The organism is Winogradskyella sp. SM1960 (assembly GCF_020179375.1).
GTDB lineage: Bacteria > Bacteroidota > Bacteroidia > Flavobacteriales > Flavobacteriaceae > Winogradskyella > Winogradskyella marina.
The window spans coordinates 195,251-216,837 of sequence record NZ_JAICBG010000002.1; the positions used below are offsets into that span (position 1 = coordinate 195,251).

19 protein-coding genes are annotated in these 21,587 nt (G+C 33.1%); 9 read left to right on the plus strand and 10 right to left on the minus strand.

What is annotated here, in order from left to right:
- Positions 1-96: 96 nt before the first annotated feature.
- The 8 genes from mnmA (at position 97) to K1X16_RS06840 (ending at position 9,071) form a co-directional block, all read left to right on the plus strand.
- On the plus strand, positions 97-1,395 hold the full coding sequence (gene mnmA / locus K1X16_RS06805; RefSeq protein ID WP_262902556.1) for a tRNA 2-thiouridine(34) synthase MnmA: 1,299 nt from the start codon (positions 97-99) through the stop codon (positions 1,393-1,395).
- 309 nt (positions 1,396-1,704) lie between these two features.
- Positions 1,705-3,318, plus strand: coding sequence for a S8 family serine peptidase (locus tag K1X16_RS06810; protein WP_225035524.1), 1,614 nt, complete (start codon positions 1,705-1,707; stop codon positions 3,316-3,318).
- A 145-nt stretch (positions 3,319-3,463) separates the two neighbouring features.
- Positions 3,464-4,405, plus strand: a complete 942-nt coding sequence (locus K1X16_RS06815; RefSeq protein ID WP_225035525.1) for an NAD(P)H-dependent flavin oxidoreductase — start codon at positions 3,464-3,466, stop codon at positions 4,403-4,405.
- A gap of 148 nt (positions 4,406-4,553) precedes the next feature.
- Positions 4,554-6,023, plus strand: a complete 1,470-nt coding sequence (locus tag K1X16_RS06820) for a potassium/proton antiporter (RefSeq protein ID WP_225035526.1) — start codon at positions 4,554-4,556, stop codon at positions 6,021-6,023.
- Positions 6,024-6,164: 141 nt separating this feature from the next.
- Complete coding sequence (locus K1X16_RS06825) at positions 6,165-6,674, plus strand: DUF3124 domain-containing protein (RefSeq protein ID WP_225035527.1); 510 nt, start codon at positions 6,165-6,167, stop codon at positions 6,672-6,674.
- 100 nt (positions 6,675-6,774) lie between these two features.
- Positions 6,775-8,154 carry an MATE family efflux transporter gene (locus K1X16_RS06830; RefSeq protein WP_195872201.1) on the plus strand — a complete coding sequence of 460 codons (1,380 nt, stop codon included), beginning with the start codon at positions 6,775-6,777 and terminating at the stop codon, positions 8,152-8,154.
- Between the two features lie 120 nt (positions 8,155-8,274).
- Positions 8,275-8,502, plus strand: a complete 228-nt coding sequence (locus K1X16_RS06835) for a hypothetical protein (protein WP_195872202.1) — start codon at positions 8,275-8,277, stop codon at positions 8,500-8,502.
- Positions 8,502-9,071, plus strand: coding sequence for a phosphatase PAP2 family protein (locus tag K1X16_RS06840; RefSeq protein WP_225035528.1), 570 nt, complete (start codon positions 8,502-8,504; stop codon positions 9,069-9,071). Before K1X16_RS06835 ends, K1X16_RS06840 begins: the two co-directional genes overlap by 1 nt.
- On the opposite strand, the gene K1X16_RS06845 is transcribed toward K1X16_RS06840, so the two are convergent.
- The 6 genes from K1X16_RS06845 to K1X16_RS06870 form a co-directional block, all read right to left on the minus strand.
- Positions 9,058-10,668, minus strand: coding sequence for an ArnT family glycosyltransferase (locus tag K1X16_RS06845; protein WP_225035529.1), 1,611 nt, complete (start codon positions 10,666-10,668; stop codon positions 9,058-9,060). The genes K1X16_RS06840 and K1X16_RS06845 overlap by 14 nt on opposite strands.
- Positions 10,661-11,284 (minus strand): lipid-A-disaccharide synthase N-terminal domain-containing protein, encoded by a 624-nt coding sequence (locus tag K1X16_RS06850; RefSeq protein ID WP_195872205.1) that lies wholly within the window; start codon positions 11,282-11,284, stop codon positions 10,661-10,663. The genes K1X16_RS06845 and K1X16_RS06850 overlap by 8 nt, the downstream gene beginning before the upstream one ends.
- Position 11,285: 1 nt before the next feature.
- Positions 11,286-12,011 carry a glycosyltransferase family 2 protein gene (locus K1X16_RS06855; RefSeq protein ID WP_195872206.1) on the minus strand — a complete coding sequence of 242 codons (726 nt, stop codon included), beginning with the start codon at positions 12,009-12,011 and terminating at the stop codon, positions 11,286-11,288.
- Between the two features lie 78 nt (positions 12,012-12,089).
- A complete protein-coding gene (locus K1X16_RS06860; RefSeq protein WP_225035530.1) occupies positions 12,090-12,680 on the minus strand; it encodes a hypothetical protein in 591 nt (196 codons plus the stop codon).
- A 23-nt stretch (positions 12,681-12,703) separates the two neighbouring features.
- Positions 12,704-13,750 (minus strand): methylmalonyl Co-A mutase-associated GTPase MeaB, encoded by a 1,047-nt coding sequence (gene meaB, locus K1X16_RS06865; RefSeq protein ID WP_262902561.1) that lies wholly within the window; start codon positions 13,748-13,750, stop codon positions 12,704-12,706.
- Positions 13,751-13,795: 45 nt separating this feature from the next.
- A complete protein-coding gene (locus K1X16_RS06870) occupies positions 13,796-14,359 on the minus strand; it encodes a DUF2911 domain-containing protein (RefSeq protein WP_225035532.1) in 564 nt (187 codons plus the stop codon).
- Positions 14,360-14,545: 186 nt separating this feature from the next.
- On the opposite strand from K1X16_RS06870, the gene K1X16_RS06875 reads away from it, so the two are divergent.
- Complete coding sequence (locus K1X16_RS06875; RefSeq protein ID WP_317196423.1) at positions 14,546-15,262, plus strand: peptidoglycan DD-metalloendopeptidase family protein; 717 nt, start codon at positions 14,546-14,548, stop codon at positions 15,260-15,262.
- A gap of 70 nt (positions 15,263-15,332) precedes the next feature.
- Here K1X16_RS06875 and K1X16_RS06880 read toward each other — a convergent pair whose 3' ends face one another.
- From K1X16_RS06880 to K1X16_RS06895, 4 genes are all read right to left on the minus strand, one after another.
- Positions 15,333-15,740 carry a hypothetical protein gene (locus K1X16_RS06880; protein WP_225035533.1) on the minus strand — a complete coding sequence of 136 codons (408 nt, stop codon included), beginning with the start codon at positions 15,738-15,740 and terminating at the stop codon, positions 15,333-15,335.
- 46 nt (positions 15,741-15,786) lie between these two features.
- A complete protein-coding gene (locus tag K1X16_RS06885) occupies positions 15,787-17,694 on the minus strand; it encodes a S9 family peptidase (RefSeq protein WP_225035534.1) in 1,908 nt (635 codons plus the stop codon).
- A 164-nt stretch (positions 17,695-17,858) separates the two neighbouring features.
- Entirely contained in the window at positions 17,859-18,383 is a 525-nt protein-coding gene (locus K1X16_RS06890; RefSeq protein ID WP_225035535.1) for a hypothetical protein, read from the minus strand.
- Between the two features lie 350 nt (positions 18,384-18,733).
- The gene (locus K1X16_RS06895) at positions 18,734-21,481 is read right to left on the minus strand and encodes a T9SS type A sorting domain-containing protein (RefSeq protein ID WP_225035536.1); all 2,748 of its coding nucleotides are present in this window, start codon (positions 21,479-21,481) and stop codon (positions 18,734-18,736) included.
- Between the last annotated feature and the right edge of the window lie 106 nt (positions 21,482-21,587).

Below are 21,587 nucleotides of genomic sequence, written 5' to 3' on the forward strand. Positions count from 1 at the left end.
GACTATTAATATTATAGAATTTCAGAATGGCAATCGTAATAGGATTGCCTTTTTTATTTTGTAATTTTGCTGCGGTTTTTTCGAACAAAGACCATAATGTATTCAAATGTTGAATACTTAAATTGTCCTCTTGAGGGGACTTTAGGGGTGTTTTTAGTAACATCTAAATTATTAACTAAAAAGATTTCTGCTGTGGCAGGAAATGTTATGAAAAGAGTCATTGTAGGACTGTCAGGAGGAGTAGATTCTAGCGTTGCAGCTTATCTTTTAAAAGAGCAAGGCTACGAGGTTATTGGGTTATTTATGAAAAATTGGCACGATGATTCTGTGACTATTTCAGATGAATGTCCTTGGTTAGAAGATAGTAATGATGCCATGCTAGTGGCAGATAAATTAGGGATCCCATTTCAAACCGTAGATTTAAGTGTGCAGTACAAAGAGCGTATTGTAGATTATATGTTTAACGAATACGAAAAAGGACGCACACCTAACCCTGATGTACTTTGTAATCGCGAAATTAAATTTGATGTCTTTATGGATATCGCTTTAGAATTAGGTGCAGATTACGTTGCTACAGGTCATTATTGTAGAAAAGCTACTATTGAAAAAGATGGAAAGGAAATTCATCAGCTATTAGCTGGTGCAGACCCAAATAAAGATCAATCGTATTTTTTGTGTCAATTATCGCAATCACAATTGGCAAAAGCGCTTTTCCCTGTAGGCGAATTGTTAAAACCAGAAGTTAGAGAAATCGCTAAAGCACAAGATTTAATTACCGCAGAAAAGAAAGATTCTCAAGGCTTGTGTTTTATTGGTAAAGTAAGATTACCAGAATTTTTACAGCAACAATTAAAACCAAAAGAAGGAGCTATCGTTGAGGTTGATGATGCTTTTGAGGCTTATAATCAAACGCTGCCAAAGTTCGATTCTAAAGAAGAGGAGCTCCAATTTTTATCCAAAAAACCAGTTTATAATCTTAACGATGGAAAAGTAGTTGGGAAACATCAAGGTGCACATTATTTTACTAAAGGACAGCGAAAAGGTCTTGGAGTAGGAGGAACCGTTGAACCATTATTTGTTATTGACACTGATGTCAATGCGAATGTAATTTACACAGGACAAGGAAAGAACCATCCAGGCTTATATAGAAATGTGTTGTTTGTGAGCAACGAGGAATTACATTGGGTCAGAGCAGATTTGGCTTTGTCAGAAGGAGAAACCATGTCAGTTATGGCAAGAATTCGTTATAGACAGGCTTTAGAAGCGGCAATATTACATAAAGTTGCTTCAGGTTTGTATGTAGAGTTTAAGAACCCACAATCAGCAATAACCGAAGGTCAGTTTGTGGCTTGGTATTTAGAAGACGAATTGTTAGGTTCGGGTGTAATTTCTTAACTTGCCTTTTAAGTGATAAGTTATTAAATATTGAGTTTTTAGGGTTTTTCCTAAATGATTCTTGCTGAGAATTGTCCCCTTGAGGGGACTTTAGGGGCGTATAGAACAATAAATTGGAAGGCTATTACTTTCGAACACGGTTGTTTCATAAATGCGATAGGTCTTAGCAGTAAAAACCCAATGTCCGTTTGAGGGCAGTAGGGCACTATTCGATGACTTAAAAAGATTTCGACGGCGTTCAACAACCACTAAGTTAAGTGTGATGCATCGTTATAGGCATACATATACTAATTTTTGAAAGTTAATTCCATGAAAAGAACGTTTACACTACTTCTATTTTTTGCAGTTACATTAGTTTTTGCGCAAGAAGACGCATGGATTTCCCTCACAGACAAGCCGAACGTTGCAGCCTCCATTGCAAATCCTATAAGTATTCTCACACAAAAGGCTATCGATAGAAAACAAAATCACAGTGTAGCGATTGATGAGCGCGATGTGCCTGTCAATGAAATCTATATTTCAAATTTAAAAAGCCAAACCGGCATCACCGTCTTGGCAAAATCTAAATGGTTTAATGCCGTACATGTTAGAGGTACAGAAGACAATATTAATGCACTTAGCAATTTGTCGTTTGTTGAAAACATTGATTTTGCAAATCAGAATTTGAATACGTCTTCTAGAGGTACAGAAAGATTAGACAAAACAGCTATCGAAAACGAAACAATAGCTTTTACGTATGGTGACACCCAAAATCAGGTAGAAATGATTAATGTTGACCAACTTCATCTGTCAGATTTTACAGGAGAAGGTATGACAATTGCCGTAATGGATGCAGGATTTCCAAATGTGAATACTATGGCGGCATTTCAACGACTGCGAGATAATAATGATTTACTGGGTGGTTATGATTTTGTCGATAGAACTTCAGCTATTTATGCTTTCGCAGGAAGTAATCATGGTACAAAGGTGTTAAGTACAATGGCTGGCTTTATTCAAGATCAGTATGTTGGCACTGCACCTGATGCATCTTATTATTTGTTTAGAACCGAAGACCCAGGAAGTGAAAATCCGGTTGAAGAAAGCTATTGGGTTGAGGCTGCAGAACGAGCAGATAGTTTAGGTGTAGATATGATTAACACTTCATTAGGTTATACGGTTTATGATAATTCTAATTACAGTTACACGCCAGATGATATGAATGGGCAAACGACCTATATTTCTAAAGGTGCTTCCATTGCTGCTGAAAAAGGAATTTTGGTCGTCGTGAGTGCAGGTAATTCAGGAGCAACAGAATGGCAGACGGTTGGTTCACCTGCAGATTCGCCAAACGTGTTGAGTATTGGAGCGGTTAATGCAAATGAAGGCTATGTGTCATTTAGCTCGCAAGGTAGTGCAGCGCAAGTGGGTTATCAAAAACCAGATGTGGTGGCTAGAGGTGGAGCTGCTTATGTAATAGACGAGTTTAATAATATCGTTCAGAATAATGGTACATCGTTTAGTGGCCCAATTATGTGTGGTGGTATTGCGAGTTTATGGCAAGCTATTCCTAATGCGTTACCAACTGAAGTTATGAATTTAGTAAGGCAATCCGCCTCACAATTTACAACACCAGACGATTTTTTAGGCTATGGTATTTCAGATTTAGATGTCGCAAGAACTATGGCTCTATCTCTTGATGAATATGAGCTGGAACGGATTCAGTTGTTTCCAAATCCTGTAAAATCTTATTTACATATCGAGATACCTTCAAACTTTAATCAAGTGGAAGTTTCAATTTATAACCAATTAGGTCGAGAAATTTTTAATCAAATAGTGACTAAACATTCAAAAACGATTGATGTTTCAAATTATACATCGGGATTTTACATGATGAAAGTTTCTACTGAAAACAATTCAAAAACATTCAAAATTATAAAAATTTGAAGTTAAGCCACAGCGTGGCGAAATATTAATTTAAACATGTCACTCCTCAGGAGTTTAATCAAACAAATGTATCTTGACTATTATTAATATAAAGCTTCAATAAAAACTTAATTATAAAACTCAAGACTAAAAAACCAATTCAGAAATGGCAAATAGAATCACATCACTTTTCAATATAAAATATCCAATTATACAAGCAGGCATGATTTGGAACTCTGGCTGGAGATTAGCCTCAGCAGCAAGTAACTCAGGCATTCTAGGCTTAATAGGTGCAGGTTCTATGTATCCTGATGTGTTGCGTGAGCACATTCAAAAATGTAAAGCGGCGACTGATCAACCTTTTGGTGTTAATGTACCTATGTTGTATCCGAATATTGAAGAAATCATGAATATTCTTGTTGAAGAAGATGTGAAAATTGTGTTTACTTCTGCCGGAAATCCAAAAACCTGGACCAAATGGTTACAAGATAAAGGCATAACGGTTGTGCATGTGGTAAGTAGTGTAAAGTTCGCCTTAAAAGCACAAGCTGCAGGTGTCGATGCTATTGTAGCCGAAGGTTTTGAAGCCGGAGGACATAACGGACGCGATGAAACCACGACCTTAACGTTGATTCCAATGGTAAAGGAACAACTTCAAATTCCATTAATCGCAGCAGGTGGCATCGCAACCGGAAAAGCCATGCTAGCCTGTATGATTTTAGGAGCAGATGGAGTACAGGTTGGAAGCCGATTTGTAGCCAGTGAAGAGTCTTCTGCGCACCAAGCATTTAAGCAAGTGGTTATCGATGCCAAAGAAGGGGATACCCAATTAACCTTAAAAGAATTAGCACCAGTACGATTGGTGAAAAACAAATTTTTTAATGACATCCAAGACTTATATAAAACTAGTCCAACACCTGACCAACTGAAAGAATTACTTGGAAGAGCCAGAGCCAAACGTGGTATGTTTGAAGGCGATTTAGAAGATGGTGAGCTTGAGATTGGACAAATTGCAGGTTTGATTCATGATGTAAAACCAGTTGCTGAGATTGTGGCAGATATGGTTAATGAGTTTGAGGACGCTAAGAAAACCATGAGTTTATTTTAAAATAACCGTAAACGCCTATGAATATGATAAATAATGCGGTTTTATTTTTTGTATAATTCAATATTCTACCTTTTTTTAACGATTATTACACCAACTACTAGTAAGAAAAAAGTTAATTTTGCGCTTACTAAATTTCAGCTACTAACGGATGAATTTAACCACCGAGAATATACTTTTAATTGGCTCACTATTACTTTTTATAAGTATTGTTGTAGGTAAAACATCATATAAATTTGGTGTACCAACATTAATACTTTTCTTAGCTATTGGAATGCTTGCAGGCTCTGATGGTATTGGAGGTATTCGCTTTGATGATCCTAAAATGGCCCAGTTAATTGGTATTATTTCTTTAAATTTCATCTTGTTTTCGGGTGGTTTAGATACCAATTTTAAGGCTATAAAACCCATACTTAAAGAAGGACTCATCTTATCAACACTTGGTGTTTTTCTTACTGCAGCAACATTGGGAACATTTGTCTGGTATGTCACAGATTTTACAATCTATGAAAGTATGTTATTGGGTTCTATTGTGTCTTCTACTGATGCTGCCGCTGTATTTTCTATTTTACGATCAAAGAATTTAGCTTTAAAAACAAATTTAAGACCGACATTAGAGTTAGAAAGTGGAAGTAATGATCCTATGGCTTATGTTTTAACATTGGCGTGTTTAAGTTTGGTTATTAATCAGGATCAGTCTTTTCTCAATATGATTTTTATGTTTTTCCAGCAAATGATCTTAGGTGGTATTGCAGGTTTTGCTTTTGGGAAATTGAGTGAGATGATTATTAATAGAATTAAATTGGGTTTTGAAGGCCTTTACCCTGTTTTAGTTATTGCCTTAATGTTTATTACATTTTCAGCAACGGATTTTGTGGGAGGAAATGGGTTTCTCGCTATTTATATATGTGCGGTTTACTTAGGAAATCAAGATTTAATACATAAATCTACCATTTTAAAAATGTTTGATGGAATAGCATGGTTAATGCAAATCGTTTTATTCTTAACCCTAGGTTTACTCGTTTTTCCTTCACAAATAATACCTTATATGGGAATTGGCTTACTCATTTCTGTATTCCTAATTTTAGTGGCAAGACCAATAAGTGTATTTATAAGTTTAATGTTTTTTAAAATGAAACTTAAAAGGAGGTTCTACATTTCGTGGGTTGGATTACGTGGTGCTGTTCCTATTGTATTTGCAACGTATCCACTTTTAGCGGGAATTGATAAAGCCCCTATGATTTTTAATATTGTATTTTTTATCTCGGTGACTTCTGTACTAATTCAAGGTACAACCTTATCTCTTTTTGCAAAATGGTTAAATGTTGCACTACCAGAAAAGATAAAGCCTATTGCAGAAAATGATCGCTACATTCTTAATCTACCGAAATCTGCAATGGAAGAAATTTTAGTGACAGAGAATAGTTTCGCTGTAGACAAACGTATTATTGATTTACATTTTCCAAATTCTGCATTTATTATAATGATTAAACGGAATGATAAATTTGTGCGTCCAGGTGGATCTACAGTTATTGAAGCTAACGACACCTTAGTTTTACTCTTGGATAATGAAGATAGTTTAGCTGAAGTGAAGGACATATTAAAAGTAACTAATGGTTAATTACTAGTTCAATAGCTTATTTATTGCGCTTAATATTCTTTGTTTTTTTATTTGCAGTTTTAAAATTAATCTGTATAATTAAGTGCTTAAATAAATTATATCTGTCGTTTATCTATGAATCATAAATCAAAATTTCACAGAATGAAAAGAGCCTTAGTTTTATTTGTTGTGGTTTTTGGTTTGTATTCTTGTAATGAAATTTTAGGTAAGGTTGAATTTGAAAAAGTTAAATGGGATGATCGTGAAGCGACTATAAAAAATGTAGACACGTTAACGTCTGGTCAGTCGTATTTATCTATTTATTCTCAAATTAACAGTTATTCGCATAAAAAGATTTATAATCTTACAGCTATGGTAAGTCTTAGAAATACGAGTATAAAAGATAGTATTTACCTTTTTAAAATAGACTATTTCGATAGTGATGGCTCCTTGTTTAAATCTTATATTGATAACCCTATTTTTATAAGACCTATGGAAACTGTTGATATTGTCATTGGTGAAGTAGAAGTTGCGGGCGGCACAGGACCTAATTTTATTTTGGATTGGAAAACACCAGAAAACTGTCCTGAACCTATTTTTGAAGGTGTTATGACTTCCACTTCTGGTCAGCAAGGCCTATCATTTATCACTCAGGCCAAAAGAATAAAGTAAATATTCATATTGTTTATAGGTTATTTTAAGGCCTATCATCTTCTTAATTATTTAGCAAATAATTCACTTTTAAAACTAAAAGGAGTAGTACTTTTGCTGCATGGTTTTAAGCAACTACACTAAGGAATTTAGATACAACCTGAAGCTCGCATCCCCTGTGATGCTGGGTATGCTTGGTCATACTTTTGTGAGTTTTATAGATAATATAATGGTTGGTCAATTAGGTGCAGCAGAGTTAGCAGCTGTATCTCTAGGAAACAGTTTTATTTTTATTGCCATGTCCATTGGTATTGGGTTTTCTACAGCCATTACACCTTTAGTAGCTGAGGCTGATTCTGAAGGAAATTTTGAAAAAGGAAAATCAGTATTTAAGCATGGACTGTTTTTGTGTACGGTATTAGGCTTGGTGCTATTTGGGATTTTATTATTCGCAAAGCCATTAATGTATATAATGGATCAGCCAGAAGAGGTGGTGAATTTAGCAATACCTTATTTAGATTTGGTTGCGTTTTCATTAGTTCCATTAATAGTTTTTCAGGCATTTAAGCAATTTAGTGATGGTTTGTCATTAACTAAATATCCTATGTATGCGACAATTCTTGCCAACCTTCTCAATGTTGCCATTAACTATGTTTTAATTTTTGGAAAGTTCGGTTTTCCTCAAATGGGAATTGTAGGCGCAGCAGTCGGAACCTTAGTATCTCGTTTTGTAATGGTGGCGTATTTATGGTGGTTATTAGCAAAACGCGAAAAATCGAAATCCTATGTTACTAATATTAAATTCTTTCAACTAAGCAAACAACCCATTAGAAAGTTGAGCAATTTAGGCTTACCAAGTGCGATGCAAATGTTTTTTGAAGTTGGAATTTTTACAGCTGCCATTTGGTTAAGCGGTACATTAGGAGCTAATGCGCAAGCGGCAAATCAAATTGCATTAAATCTATCTTCCATGACCTTTATGGTCGCAACAGGATTAAGTGTTGCGGCAATGATTAGAGTAGGAAACCAAAAAGGCTTAAAAGACTTTACGGCATTAAAACGTATTGCAGAATCCATATTTCTTGTCGGTTTTATATTTGCTGTGATTTTTGCACTGTTTTTTGTAGCGTTTCATCAGTTCCTTCCAGATTTGTATGTGGATTTAGACGATCCTGAAAATGCATTAGATACAGCAGAAGTTGTAAGTATTGCTGCAACTTTACTTTTAGCAGCAGCCGTTTTTCAAATTTCAGATAGCCTGCAGGTTATTGCTTTGGGTGCTTTACGTGGACTTCAAGATGTTAAAATGCCGACTTTAATTACCTTTATTTCGTATTGGGTTGTTGGTTTTCCTATCAGTTATTATTTAGGAAAAGCAGACGCTTATGGTAGCTTAGGAATTTGGATTGGACTTATTGCAGGACTAACTGTAGCTGCTATTCTTTTATTTATACGATTCAATTTACTGACTAAAAAATTAATAGCTAAATCAATACAATAAGAACAGAGTTTTATGAGGTTTTGATATTGTAATATTTATCGAGTAGCTCATTCAAAATCTATATATTTGTAACTTAAGTTGAAAAGCTTCGGATTTTTCAAACATAAAATTCAAACAGAAATGGAACTACCAAAATTTATATTAGGAGACAATACAGATTATCCTGATGCCATATTCATTATACATACTGAATTCCCGCGTTTTATCATTAATCTTGAAGATGATGAAGTAGAATGGTTTGAAGAATTTGATCAGCACGACGAAAAGGAATTAGAAACTGAAACAGAAAATTACATTCAGCAAGCTACAGACTTTTACGATAGAGAAATTGCTAGATACGACGATTGATGCTAGAACAACTAATAGAGTACGATAAAGAACTTTTTATATATCTCAATAATTTAGGCTCTGAAACTTGGGATAACCTATGGTTGGTAATTACAAATAAGTTCACCTCAATTCCGTTATATGCTGCATTATTGTTTTTAATTTATAAGAAATTTGGGTGGAAGGCTTTGTTATTAATGGTTGTCGTAATCGCAGGTATGATTACGTTTACAGATCAAATGACCAATCTTTTTAAGGATACGTTTCAACGCCCAAGACCATGTAGAGCAGAAGGTGTTATGGATTTAATGCGTTACATTGCTCCGCGTTGCGGTAAATATGGTTTTTTCTCTGGCCATGCATCTAACTCAATGTCAACTGCAATTTTTGCTGGCTTGTTATTAAGGCCGTATTTAAAAAACCTTATCTACCTACTAATTATTTGGAGCTTAATTGTTACTTATAGTCGTATTTATGTTGGAGTACATTATCCATTAGATGTAATCTGTGGAATCACCTTTGGTGCGATTGCTGGTTTTGGCTTTTATAAGTTGAACCAATATCTTTTAAATAAATTTATTTCAAAGTAAGCTTATAAAGTTGGTTTACTAATCTGGATTTGTGGTCTCTATCAGAAAAATTTAAATCATAAGTGCCTATAAATTCAATAGTATAAAGTTGTGCTAATGCTTCAATGTCTTCAGGTTTAGATGTTGTAGTTAACAGTCTGAATTGTTTTTCAGAAGGAAGTATTAGTCCTTCGCTTAACTTAATACGCGGAATCTTGTCTCCATAATTATAAATGGCTTCAGGAGCTACACCATCTAAAGTATAAAGTGATATTTTGTCTGATGCTAACTCAGAAAGGGGTTTGTAATTTTCTTGTGGTTGTACCTTTGCCAACGGCAACACCAAAACACCTATACTAAGCATAAAGGCAATGGTTAGATAGAATGTGTTTTTTATATTTTTAGCTTTTAAATGCTTCAAGATATAGAAGCCTATTATGGCTAAAACAATACTAGCAAGTATAAATCTTACCCAAACCATTCCGGTAAATGAAGGTGCTAAAAAGAAACCAAGTATCCAAAATAGTATGGCTATAGTTCCTATTAAACCAAATTGAAAATATACAGGAATCGTTTCTTTTTTAATGTTTATGGTCTTGAATTCACGAATTAAGTAATCGATATAAAATCCAATATTTAATGCTAGCGGAATTAAAACAGGCATTAAATAACGCGATTTCTTTTCAGGAATTAACGATAATAAAATCACAGCAAAGAGGGTCCAAAAGAAACTAAAACGATAGGCTTTTAGATCTGTCACTCTTGTTTTTAAATAAGGATATAATAAACTAATAAACGCAGGAATTGTCCATAAACCACTCTGAATAAAGAAACTCCAGTAATAATAAAATGGTCTTACATTGTAACTGTGCCAATTAGAGGTTTCGCGTTCTGCAATGGCTATAAAAGTTTCAGGATCTGCAAGGCGAACATGAAAATACCACCAACCTCCTAATACTATTCCAAAAACCAAAAGACTAAATAATTTTAAATAATGAAGTGTTCGGCCTTTAAATTTGAAAGCGAATCCGTATGCCAATACAAAAGGTAAGAAAAGTACATAAAGTGATACAGGCCCTTTTGATAATACTGAACCAGCTAAAAACAGTACAAACAACAAACTTCTGAGAAGTGTTGTTTCTTTATTTTGAAACATTAGAAATAATTGATACAATGCCATTAGCATAAAACCATGTGTGTAAATATCCCAAGGGGCTTCAATAGTAATTCCGATGATATAAAAAGAGGATAACGCAATAAAGCCATTAATGACACTATGGGATTTAGATAACTCTAATTTTTTCGATAATAAGTAGATGCCAATTCCAATACTCGCTACAAAAATCAGTGTAGGCCAACGTAAAGCTAAAACAGATTTAATACCAAATAGGTATCCAAAAACAGCTGTAATCCATGTTGGTAATGGAGGTTTTTCATATCGCGCCTCTCCATTCATTGTGGTTAAAATCCAGTTATTATCAGTGAGCATTTCTCGTGCAGAAATAAAGTTTCGTGCCTCCATGATGGTTACAGGAATAGAATCTATAGTAAAACCTAACATCACAATTACAAAAAGTAAAAGGCTGAGTATAGGATATTTTTCAATGTGTTTAATCATTAGTTTGTCTTATTAAATAAGCGTTACGAGCATAAATCACTAAACCGAATAAATGACCTACAAACAGTACAGGGTCTTCTCGTATAATAGCATAGGTTAATATTAGCCCAGCTCCTATTAAACTCAATACCCAAAACCCCATAGGCAATGTAGATTCTTTATGACGCTCAGAATGTATCCATTGGTATACAAATCGAAGTGTAAAAACTACTTGTGCTACAATTCCTAAAACTAACAACCAAAATGGAATGTTATCGTTTTGAAATAATAATTCGAGATCTATTTTATTGTTGTTATAGTAGAATACTACAATTATAATCGGAACAATAAAAAGTAAATACTGTACGATTATTGGGAATTTTCGCCACTGACCTTGCAGTTGTAAGTTTCTAATATAAATATAATAGGTTAAACTCTGACCTAACATAATAGCAAAGTCTAATCGTAAGTATCCATATATAAATAATAGAAAAGACGCCATTAAACTAAGTGTCCAAAATGTTTTTGGAGTGATAACTTTACGTTGCTTTTCTGAAGTTATCCATTGAATGATAAGCCGAGAAGAAAATAAAATCTGAGCTAAAAATCCGATGCTGTAAATAATCCAGTCTTTCAAATTATAGATGTTGTTTACTAGATTTTTCTATGTCGTAATTAATGTATTTTTTCTTCATCCATAAATAGGCAAAACAATCCATTAATGGTCCCAGTAGCCGATTCCATAATCCAAATTTTGCGGTGCCAGCGATTCTAGGAAAATGCTGAACAGGGATTTGTGTCACACGTCCGTTTTGCAGCATAATCATGGCAGGTAAAAAACGATGTAAGCCTCTAAACATTGGAATGCGTTTCGCATAATCAGTTTTTATAATTTTAAGAGGGCAGCCTGTATCATCCATGCCATCGTGTGTAAAGGCACGTCGTATGCCATTGGCAATTTTAGATGACATATTTTTAACAAAAGAATCTTTTCTGTTAGAGCGCACACCTGTAACCAACTCATAAGAATTAATGTGTTCTAAAAGCTTATTAAAATCTTCTGGTGAAGTTTGTAAATCAGAATCTATGTAGCCTACCAATTCAGAATCTACATGTTCAAATCCTGCTTTTATAGCAGCGCTTAAGCCTCTGTTTTGTTTAAATAAAATGAATTCAAAAGCATCGTTCCGTTCACAAATAGTTTCAATTATGGCTTGACTGTTGTCTACAGACCCATCATTAACAAAGAGAACAGATGTTGAAACTGTAGCAATCTTAAGGTATTTTAAAAGCTCTGATTCTACACGTTGTAAATTTTCCTCTTCATTATAAACAGGAACTATGATAGTGAATTGGTACGTCATTTGCTTTATGGCTTAGTCAGAACAAAAGTATAGTTTTTTTATACGTTCGCAAGGTCTTATAATGTAATTCAAGCTGTATTATCTTGCTGCATCCATTTTTAGCCGCACTTCATTTGTTATTTGTCGCAACTCTAAATTATCTGGATCTTTCATTTCATTTTTTACAGCGTCAATATATTCTGGAAAATCTCTATATGTCATTTCTAAAATAGTTTCAGATTTTGTAAAATACAAAAGTAAACCCATTGCAAAAATTATAGAAAGTCGAACGAGAAGCGCGCTATACATCTTGTTTTTATGTTGAATGTACTTTATAATAACAACCGCAATAATTGGTACGATACTCACTAACCCTATCAACAAATTGATACTACCATAAGGCCACCTTTGAAACTTAAATAAAATACTGATGCTTATTATAGATAAAACAAACCCAGTACCAATTGTTCCGATGAGTCTTAAGGTACTGATACCTTTGTACGATTCCTTTTTTAATAGATTTCTAAATCGAATTTGATTTAAAAGCCCGAAACTAAATACTGAATATAACATAGCCAACACTAGAGTGAGTATTGTAATTAGTAGAGATGCGTACGGATACATAACGTTTAATCGTACCACCATAAGAAGTACTATGCCGATGCCAATAATTAATTCCGTTTGTTTCATGTTTTAGTTGTTTAGTCTAATCGCTACAGCGAAAGTAAGTATTCTGCAGCTGCAAAAGGTGTTGTTTTTCCAGCTTCAACTAATAGAATTTGTTTTGGCAATTCTAATTTAATTTTAGGCGCATTGTAGAAGTTAGATTTTAAACGATCTTCTATGGTTTGTAGTAGCCAAAATTTATTTTGATTATTTCTATTGGTTTCAAAATAGTGATTTGCTATTGTCACTTTGGTGTAATCTTCAATCATATTCCAAATTTCAGAAATACCTTCTCGCTTAAGAGCGCTACACAAGGACACTTTTGGCGACCACTCAGAGGCTTTGGCAGGATATAAATGTAAAGCTCTATTAAATTCTACTTTAGCTGTTTTTGCAGCTTTTATATTTTCTCCATCAGCCTTGTTGATCACAATAGCATCTGCCATTTCAATAATACCACGCTTAATACCTTGCAATTCATCACCAGCTCCAGCCAGTTTTAACAACAAAAAGAAATCTACCATACCATGTACAGCAGTTTCACTTTGGCCAACACCAACCGTTTCAATAATTATGGTATCAAAGCCAGCAGCTTCACATAAAATTATGGTTTCACGCGTTTTTCTAGCGACACCTCCTAACGAATTTCCAGAAGGAGACGGTCTAATAAAAGCGTTGTCGTTTTTTACCAAATCTTCCATTCGAGTTTTATCTCCTAAAATACTACCTTGACTTAGGCTACTACTAGGATCTACGGCTAATACTGCAACCTTTTTTTGTAAGGATGTAAGATGAATTCCAAACGCTTCTATAAACGTACTTTTACCAACTCCAGGAACACCAGTAATTCCAATTCTTGTAGATGTATTGGCGTGTGGTAAACATTTAGAAATAATGTCGTTTGCTTTTTTAGAATGCGAAGGATTGGTGCTCTCAATTAAAGTAATCGCTCTACTTAAAGCTGTAATATTTCCGGCTAAAATACCAGACACCAATTCAGTAACCGAAATGGTTTTTTTTCGATTTGCTTTTATGATTTTGGCAACATTAGGACTTAAACTCTTTGACGATTCTACGCCATCTTTTTCTTGCATAGCAGATTTGTATGTCTTCTTTTTCTTAGCCACTCTGCAAACAATTTATTGTTGTGTTTCTTTTAGTTCAATTGGGACTTCAATTAAGGTGTTATCCCAAGCCATGGTTAATTTTAAATGACCTGTTTTATTATCAAAAGCAATCGTAAATTTTTCAACGGTAACATCTAATTCTTGCGTAGGCACCTGAAATTCTAGAACATCGAAGTTTGGATCCCACATTGGCTCCATTCTTTCATTAACTCCCCAATCATACTGTTTAGAGTTAAACATAACTTTCCAAGTGTCTTTCATTGGGACTGTCCATATGGTATATTTTCCTTTGTTCAACACTATATCATCAATCAATAACTGCCGATTAGTCTCAAAAGTTGTCGCTTCATTTGCGCCTGTTCTCCAAACTTTGTCAAATGGGACTAATGCACCAAAAATGTCACGATCTCGTTTTGATGGCCTGTTGTATTCTACTTTTAATGTTAAATCGTTAAGGGAAATTTCTGCCTTATCTTTTGGACTTAATGGAGGTGAAAAAATATTCTCGACAAAAACAGAATATAATAGCAAGCCTAATGCTAAAATAGATAGGAAAATAAGGAGGCGTTTTAACATGATTTTTACTCTTAAAATAAATAGGTTCTAGTTAATATGCAAATTTATGCATTCAAGAATTAAAGATAATTGAAATCCCTAGATTTAAGAGTGTAAAGGTTGAATTTTATGTTAATCTTATAAATTTAAAATTAAATTGAAGATTTCTGCAATACTTCAAAATTTATTTCGACTTTATCACTTAATTTGGGACATAAATACTATACGATGCTACTTTCGTCTTTTGAAGCCTTTCTAAAATCACTAAAAACAAAATCACTGTTTGATGTTGCTATGTCAATGCGTGATTTTACTCCAATAGATTTATCAACGCACAATTCCGAATTGAATAAAATCAATGTATCATCACCTGAAGATTTAGAACAATTTATCTGGAATGCCCTAAGAACTCATAATGCCAATGTAGCGTTTGGTGGTTATCTCGAAAAACGAGCAATTTACCAACGTAGCACGTATTTTAATCAAACAAATCCTGAAACAGAACGTAATATTCATTTAGGATTAGACCTTTGGATAGAAGCCAATACGGCAATTTTTGCACCGTTATCAGGAACCATTCATAGTTTTAAAAACAATACCAATTATGGTGATTACGGACCAACTATTGTTTTGAAACATCACATTGAAGAATTTGAATTTTATACCCTCTATGGTCATCTTAGTTTAGAATCTATTGAAGACTTAGAAGTTGGAGTAGAAGTGAACCAAGGCGAGCAAATAGCAACATTAGGAACGGCAGGTGTTAATGGAGATTATCCGCCACATTTACATTTTCAAATTATAAAAGATATTCAGGGTTTTGTAGGCGATTATCCAGGTGTTTGTTCACAAAAGGATTTAGAATTTTATAGAGAAAATTGTCCGGATCCTAACTATCTATTAAAAATTAATAGAGGTCAGTAGTTGAGAACTATTCGTTTACTAAAGGAAGGTTTCGACTGCGCTCAATCAGAGATTTGGGTTAAAAATAATACTAATTAGTAATCAATTGCTTATTAGACCTTGTTTTGCCTAAATAGAATCCAATAATAGCAAATAATCCATCTGAAATATTGAACCATAGTTCTTTAGGTAACATCACAATATTATAAAATGTAGCTGCAAGCATTAAAATACCAACAATATAACTTGGTATCATACTTTTTTTAGAAATCTTGGCTGCCACGAGCATTCCAATAATTATGCCTACAAAATGTGCAATAACGACACAGATTTTCATACCTACAGGAATCATATTCATGTTATTACTTAACCATTCCATGTTCAAAGGGTCAGCTCCATCTGGTAACGGAAATAAATTATGACCAATAAGGTTTTCAACTAAGTAAACAGTTAAAGATGCAGCGATAAAGCCAATAATAGTTGCTAGTATATTTCGCATAATTAGATAAGTTCGTTTTTAGTTAATTTATTTAAAAAATAGCGCACTACAAGGTGTCCTTAAGCCATTTAAAAAATTCGTGTTGCCAAACTAAAGCATTCTGCGGATTTAGAATCCAATGATTTTCTTCAGGGAAATAAAGTAGTTTACTTTTAATATCTAACATTTGTGCGGCTTGGTACGCACTTAAACCTTGTTCAATGGGAACACGGTAATCTTTTCCTCCTTGAATAATTAAAATAGGTGTATTCCATTCTGAAACTTTAGTAATAGGATTAAACTCATTATATGTTTTTTGAGCGGCTTCGTTGTTTATATCCCAATAGGAGCCACCAAAATCATGATTAACAAAAAATAACTCTTCGGTTGTACCATACATAGATCTCGTATCAAAAACACCATCGTGAGAGATAAATGTTTTAAAACGATTATTATGAATTCCGGCTAAATAAAAAACAGAATAACCACCAAAACTGGCACCAACAGCTCCAAGACGATCGTTATCTACATAAGGTTCTTTGGCGAGTTCGTCAATGGCAGAAAGGTAATCGTCCATAACTTGGCCTCCCCAATCTTTACTAATATCCTCGTTCCATTCTACGCCATGACCTGGCATACCTCGACGGTTAGGCGCAACAACAATGTAGCCTTGCGATGCCATAAGTTGAAAATTCCAACGGTAAGAATAGAACTGTGACAATGGTGATTGTGGTCCACCTTGTGCATATAATAAGGTTGGGTATTTTTTAGACGCATCAAAGTTTGGTGGCAAAATGACCCAAACCAACATTTGTTTACCGTCTGTTGTGGTAACGTATCGTTGTTCTACTTTAGGTAAATCGACACTATCGTACAAATCTTTATTGATATTAGTTAGTTGCTTAAAATTATGGTCCTTTAAATTGAAACTATAAATATCAGCTGCATGATTCATATCTGTTCTGGTCACTAACAACGTATTATCTTTTTGAGCGATAATACTAGTGACGTCAAACTGGCCTTCAGACAATTGTTTTACTACAGGAGCTATTCGTTTTTTACCGGGATAATTCACTTTAAAAATTTGAATGGTGCCATCTACAGGAGCCGTAAAATAGGCGTGATTTCCATCGTTACTCCATATGAAACTTCTAACTGTGCCATCCCATTGCTGCGTAAGATTTTGTTTTATTCCGTTATCTAAAACTACAATATCGTTTTTATCACTTTCGTAGCCATCAGTTTTCATTTGTAACCAAGCTAAAGCACCATTTGAAGAAAACGCAGGACTTGTATCGTAACCTTCGTTGTCATCTGTTATATTTTCAGTGGTTTTAGACGCTAGATTGTATTTATAAATATCTGAGTTCGTACTATTAGCGTATGCTTTGCCTTGTAATTTTTTACTTACGTAGTATATGTTTTTGCTATCTGGTGACCAAATGTAATCTTCATCACCACCAAAGGGTTGTTGAGGTGAGTGGTATGGTTCGTTAGGCATAATGTCAATGCCTGCGTTATCCTCAGCATCTGCTTTTTTATAAAATACATGGCTAAAACCACCATCGCTCCACGTATCCCAATGACGAATATCCAAATCTGAGTATATATAAACGTCAGATTTATCTAAATTTTTATAGTTGTCTGTGCCTTTAATGTTTTCAATATGAACATCTTTATTAAATAGTTTGTACATACCATCTCCTGAAACATTTTTGTCTACTGCTGCTACATCTTCCTTTTTTATTTCAATAATATCACCACCATTTACAGGCATTTTAAAGTAGGCATAATCATAACTGTTTTCTTTAATATTCGGAGTGTTTACAGCGAAATAGAGCGTAGTTCCTTCGCTATTTAAACCCATAACACTTAGACGTTCTACTTGCCATAAAAGCTCTGGAGTCATGGTTTGCTGAGCTGTTAACAAGTTGGTCGTAAGGAGTAAACCGATAAAAAGGAAGATGTTTTTCATAATGGATGAATTAAAAAAATATAATTGATCTTTGCTTAATTGCAGGTATTGTGATAGAGAAAAACTAATCGTTGTAGGTTTTAATTTTTCAAAAATACACAGATGTAAAGTTAAGAAGATTTTTTTATAGCATCCAATAGTTTAGAAAGACTTAAGGTGTAATTTTAAGGTGCGTAATAATTGCCATCATAACGGCCTGTAATGACGTCTCCATCATTTCTAGTAAAGGTAAAAGTGAAAACAATATTATAGGGTGTAAAATTTGTAATTGATAGAGAACCTGATTCCGCATAGCTATCTAATTCAGGATTATCACTAGCCAAAAGTATAGTACCTGAATTAAATTCACTGTCTATAACAGATCCATTAATTGAAACATTATAATCTTCAAAGTTATTGTAAGTTGTATTTTGTAAGCTTTCTGTATGAATATTAAAGTGCACAAAATCAACATCAGTTAAATCACTATTGCTCGTGATGTCTGAACTTGTTTTATTAAAGAGTCTAATCTCAGTAGTATTAGACGAATTATCGTTGCTAATTATAGCTGATAAAAGTGGATAAGAATTACCATTAAATACAAATTCATTTATGTCTTCAGGTGCAGTATTAGTGTTGTCTTCTGGAGAACAGGCTATGAAAATAAATATAAGGACAAGTGTGAGAAGTTGGAATCTTTGGGATTTCATAACGATTAAGTGTTTAATTAATAAGTAGGTATTGGAAGTAAATATAGTATATATAATTCATTACGTCAGTTCGAGTGATATGCGAGACATGAGTAAATTGTATCGAGAGCAATTCTCTCTATAACCGAAAACTGTACTCCCTTATACTCAGTCTGTGTGGATTTATTTTTCCACTGTATCCAATGTTCTTCAAAGTCGTCTTTAGTAGTTTTTAAATCGCTATTAATTAATTGTTGATTTGATAACAATACAACTTTTAACTGTGCTTTACGTTGTAAAAGAGCAATTTTAGGATTCTAAACACCTAAATGGTAAAAAGGGATTTAAGCTTAGACTTCTTTGAAGTTATCTTAATTTTTAATAATTTTCTTGTTTATAATATCTTTTGAGGCTGTAATAATTTTTATAAAGTATATACCTGATTTAAAATCTTCCAAATCAATAATGCTATTATTAAATATTTTTAATTGCTTGCCTGCAGTGTCAAACAAAATTACTGTTTCAACAATTTTATTACTAATTTTTATATTCAAAATACTGGAAGTGGGATTTGGATACAAAGTAACTATGTTATAATTACTTGTTTCAAATTCTTCAATCGTCAATAAGTTTTCTATTGTACCAAATTTATGAATGAAACCTCTTGCCCATCCATATTCATTAAATGTCGATATTCTATTCCCATTTTGCCCAACCATAATTACATCTCCTTGATTATCAAACTTTGAATACCAGTTGTGTAAGTAACCAGATTGCAAATACAAATGTTTTACAACGGAGCCATTGTTATCAATTATTCTAATATTATTATCATAATAAGTGCCAAGTAATATATAATCACCATGAGTCATCAAATATATATTTGAAACGTCTAAATCGTCTCCGTTTGATAGTAAATTAAGGTCATCATCTAAGACAAGTGTATTATCATTGTTTAGAAATAAAAACATGTTTCCATTACTAAATTTTTTCAAGCCATAAATTTGGTCTGCAGTTAGATAATATGAGTAATTATTGTAGATGTCTAGTTTATTGAGTCTTCTTTCTGGTGGATTTCTTGTACTAAAAAACAATGTGCCATTTTCATCGATTTCATAAGGGAAAATCCCGTAATTATTATCTAAGCTTCTTGTAAATTGTTTTACACCGTTTTTATATAGGTAAATAAAGTCTGGTGTATTGTTTGTAATACTTTCATAAGTGTAGAAATAATAATCTTCACCTATTGTAAAAATTTCTAAAAATTCTTCATGTCCAACTTCAATTTCATTTATTAAATTTCCCGTAACCTTATCTAATATATAAATCTTGCTTGTGTCATCATACATGAAATAATCTTCTGCCATTAAAATATAATTTTCATTTGCATGAAACATCTTAGCGACATAAGTGTCATTCACATATTCTATATTTCCATTAGGCGTAACTTTATACAAACTGTAACCTAGACCATAATTATTACCTGCCCTTGGTAGATTTAAAAAGAGGTTATTATCTGCATCAAAAAAGAAATCGATATCTTTACCTCCATGATTTACAAGGTTAAATATGTTATTAGGAATTTCTACTTCCCAAAGCATTTCTAAATCAGAATCATATTTAATAATTCGTTTATTTAATGGAGGGTTTACACCTCCAATTCCTAAATATTCTGGTCCCATTTTTTCTGTTACTAATACCAGATAATTATTGTCGTTATCAATAATAACGCGTTGCTGAAATGCTTTAGACGTGCCTATACCAGAGTAAGAATAATTGTTAATTACTTCGGTAGAGTTGATTTTCTCTACTTCAATATCTAATTGTGTATAGTAATCCGATGTAGGAAACATTTTGCTATAACTAGTTCCAATTACATTTATGGTTTCATTATTTATTTTTGAAAAATCTATTAACTCAAAAGAATCTGAAGTGTTAAAAACAGTTAGTTCAGTTAGTGTATTAGAAAATAAACGAATATTTGAATTACTTGTCGTTATAAAAAAGGAACCATCCGTGTTTTTTTTGAAACCAGTCGCTACAGTGTTTTCAACATTAGATAATGATTGAATGGTGTTGTTGGCATCAACAAACAGGTATTGAAGCGTGTTGTCATCATTTTTATTTACAACCGAAATATTTTCATTTTCGTTATTTATAAAAGTATCTATTAATGTATAATTATTTGAAATATTGGTTGTTGTTGAATAGGAGACTGAATTGTTAGAACCTATTTTTGTCAAATTAATTTTTCCTATAGCGTCGTTATCATATATGTTATTAAACGCTATGTAAAAATTGGAGTTGTTGTCTATAGTTAATTTAACCTGATCAGATAGTCCTGAATTGTTGTAATAGCTTAGGAATTCAGAATTAGTAATTTGAAAACTATCTTGATTATTTTCGTCCTGAATCTTATGAAAGTTATATGTCAAAGAATAATCAATATCATTTAACTCTTGAGTTAAGAAATAAAATGTCTCATTGTTAATTTTTCCTATGATGCCATTTTCTGGTATTTCTTGAGTAAATGAATTGATAATATCACCATTATTATTTACTTTTAAAAATACAAAATCATCAAGGTTTTCAGAATCGAATTCAATAGGATTATAAACAAGACTCAGTGTGCCATCATTATTTAAATCGACATCCATGTAACTATAATCTCTATAGTCAGATGCATCAGTATTTCCAATTGTTATATTATAAATAATATCACCATTCTCATTAAGTTTTATAATAAAGATTAGACCATTAGATAAAGATTGATTAAAAGAGCTTCTGCCAATCACGTAAGTTTCATTATTTGTATTTACAAACGACTTAACAGGTATATCATAAGATAAATTGGTGTCTTGCGATACACGTTTCTGCCATACAAGATTAAAATTAGCATCAATTTTAGTTACTAAAACATCTGTAAAGGTTGAGTCTTTTTCTGTTGTAGCTATAATAATTGTATTTTCATTACTATCTACATGCGAGAAATAGGATACATCTCTATTTGTGTGATTGTTTAAGCCAAACGTCTCACTGGTTATTGGAGAAAACAATTCTTGGGAGAAAATTTTAAAACAAGAAATAAAGAGAATTATAAAAAGTAGTTTATGTTTCATATGACGTAAGTAGGCTTAGAAATAGTTGATCGGTTCGATTATAAAAGTAATAATTGAAAATTAATTGCACACAATTATTCTAAAGAATTTATGCACGCTCGGTTTT